The 3,045-nt window shown below is 58.1% G+C and carries 2 protein-coding genes; both read left to right on the plus strand.

The window, feature by feature from the left end; genetic code table 11:
* Positions 1–1,355, plus strand: a 1,355-nt coding sequence (locus C9412_RS20430) for a phospholipase D-like domain-containing protein (protein ID WP_258190385.1), incomplete at its 5' end; no start/stop codon positions are given.
* Between the two features lie 665 nt (positions 1,356–2,020).
* On the plus strand, positions 2,021–2,890 hold the full coding sequence (locus C9412_RS20435) for a hypothetical protein (protein ID WP_107233276.1): 870 nt from the start codon (positions 2,021–2,023) through the stop codon (positions 2,888–2,890).
* Positions 2,891–3,045 lie beyond the last annotated feature (155 nt).

Genomic DNA, 3,045 nt, shown 5'->3' on the forward strand with positions numbered 1-3,045 from the left:
GGCGGCCCATGACCGAAGCGGAGAAGAAGAAGGTCGGCTACGTCGACAAGGGCGTGGCCATGAGTGGCCGGATCGGCAAAACCGGCGTCGTGCAGGACCTGGTGAAGCGCAAGCAGGGCGTGAAGTCGGCGGCCAGCAACCCGCTGGTGGCGGCCATCGCCGCGCGCATCCGCCGTGCCATCGTGGCCGGACAGGGCTTCCATGTGTACATCACCTTGCCCGTGCATCCGGAAGGCAGCCTGTTCGATGGTGCCGTGCTGAAGCAGCAGTACTGGGTGCAGCAGACCCTGTTGCGTGGCGACGACAGCCTGATCCGGCGCATCTGCCGTTCACTGATCGCGCGCGACAAGGACATCCGCGAGGCGAGCGTGGAAGAGGCCGATCTGCAGGCAGAGGTGAAGGCCGGGCGCTGGAAGGAATATCTGTCGGTAATGAACCTGAGAAGCTATGGAGTCCTTGCCGACGTCAACCATAAGAACCACTACGCACCGCATACGATCGGCGCGGACCAGGCCACCCCCTTGTACGTGGTGACCGAGCAGTGTTACGTACACTCCAAGCTGCTGATCGTGGACGACGCCGTGGCCATCATTGGAAGTGCGAACTGCAACGACCGCAGCCTGCTGGGCACGGGCGATACCGAGATCGCCGCAGTGATCGTGGATGGTGCGGCCAAGTCGATGGACCTGGGTAATGGCTTGCAGGTGATAACCCGGAAGTTTGCGCGGGATCTGCGGATGAAGCTTTGGAGGAAGTTCCTGGGGGAGGAGATCCAACCGTTGCCGGAGAAGAAGCAGAAGCCCTACAGCGGTGTTGGATCTGCGGCATTATATCTGCCTTGGTTCAATGTTGAGAGCCCCAGTATCAGGATTGAGAGCCCGGCGAGTCCCGCTACGTGGAAGGGGATTAGGGTGCGAGCGGATTCCAACGCGACCGCGTACGAGCGCGTTTTTACCAACGTCCCTCGCGATTCGTTTCGGCGGTACGATGCCGTATTCGGTGGGTTTCCGTCTGCGGGTCTGAGTGATGATGGTCGCATCAGGCGAATACTGTATGCGCAGCCACCAGACCTTCAGGAACAATTCATGGCAGAGCCAAGCATTGTGAATGACTATGTGACCAGCGCGGTGGGACGGCACAATGTGGAAAAAGCCATGAAGGCGCTGAAGGCGGGCGAATCACGCGTCAAAGGCTTTTGGGTGGCGATGCCGCTTTTGTGGGGCAACGGCATGGATGACCCCGCTGCAACAATGCCTAACGAAATCATCGCAGCGTTGCCCCGCGAGACTGGCCTGCGTGGAGGTGAGATGCTGGCGAGTCAAAGTGTCGACGAAGGACATGGAGAGCAGGCTTGAACAGATTTACTGTCGCTAGAGTCATGGCCTTTTTCGGTGCAGTATCCTGCGCAAGCGCTGCCTTTGCTGACTGTGCGCCGATGAATAGCGACATGCGTGCGTCGCCGGACAGAAATGTAATGATCCGCTTCAGTCCGGAACCCATTGATCTATTCCACATAAGTCTGAGTCGAGCGAACGAGGTCGCGCCATTCATCCGCATTGGCGTCTATCCGGAGGTCGCAAAATTGGAGAACAGGCCTTTCAATTCCGAAGGTGGAACGATCTTCTATCTAGAGTCGGGCCCTCAAGGGCCGAGGCTCTGCCGGGTGGAGGAGTGGAAGCGAAGGGAGCACAAGGTAAGTGGCGATGGTGCGAACTCGCTTCCTGCAATCCAGCGGATTCTCCCGTACTTCGAACTTCGGCAAGTTCGCACCATTCACTATGATCTGTCTGGTCGACTTGTATCCAGTCGAAAGATTGATGTAAATGGGCGTAGCAGCACAATTTTTTGTGCGCTCTATGATAAGGAAGGTAGAATTGAAGTGGCAAATGAAAGCTCTGAGACGGATGTTTCAGATAGGCCCAGCTTTCAGTGTTCGCAGCTTCGCGATGGGCCTGTAAAGAAGGTTACTAGGTACTTCGCCTATCGACCTGATGGATTCTTGGCTTCGGATATAACTAAAATGGCTACGCGCAAGCCTGGGGAGGACACGGGGCAAGAGGATGTCGGTTTTGGGACCGAGGTCACGGATGGTGCCTGGTACGCACAAGGAGATTATTACTTCAACGGTGCCAACTTCCACCACCTCGTTGGTGCATCGTTTCAGATGAGTGACAAACGCGGGCTTACCGGTATTCAGAGTGCATCCTTTGCCATCGCTTCGTCCGACGCCACGCCCATCTTTGAGCAGCGCAGTCGAGATGAGGGTAAGGAGTTGAACTATACCTTCCCTGCAGAGCGTGTATCTCCAGATGTGTTGAAGGGGCAGTTTGACGGCGTGATTGCGTATACGCGTGTTCGTGAGTATTTCCACCGCACTGGACAGCGCGTATTCGAGATTTTCGCTCCGGGTGCAAAGCACCCTCGGGAACGACAGTGGCGTACGCTGGACCTGAATCGTCAGGAAAACTACGACGCAAAGGGCAAGCTTACGCGGGTGATTCTGTCCGGCCCGGTCTCTGGTGACGCCTACACCGAAAACCTGCGCGCCTACGCCGAGAAGGGCGTTCTGAAGCTCACGCCGCTCACCAACGGCTACAGCTCTTACCGCGTGTATGACTACGACGCTGCCGGCAAAGAGACCCTGTCGTTCGTGTGCTGGCGCTACGAAGTCTCGACCAACAAGCCCTATGCCCATTTCCCCTGGTGGGAGCCCGATCCTCGACCCAAGCGCAGTCGCGAAGCCGAGCTGCAGTACGCAAGGACGCAGGTTGGTACACGCTGCGGTACCCCGGACGGGAAGATGAGCGTGGAGGGTATGGGCCCGGTGAAGAAGCTGATGGAAACCAAGTACGGTTTTGGGACGACCAAGCTGGGGTTGCCGGGCGAGTAGGGCGAGACTTCTATCCCGAACTCGTGACGGCGCCGGCCTGCCGGAGCAGACCACGCTGGCACGTGGCATGGAACTGACGCCGTTGAGCGATCAATGGCTGCAGTCGATGGGCGGCATGCAGGCGTTGTTCGGTAACCTGGCCCGGCCGGGCACGG

The organism is Stenotrophomonas sp. Nf1, from assembly GCF_003028475.1.
Lineage (GTDB): Bacteria > Pseudomonadota > Gammaproteobacteria > Xanthomonadales > Xanthomonadaceae > Stenotrophomonas.

Coding starts and splice junctions, on each gene's coding strand:
- C9412_RS20435 (WP_107233276.1), top strand. CDS start 2,021: ATGGCTACGCGCAAGCCTGGGGAGGACACGGGGCAAGAGGATGTCGGT.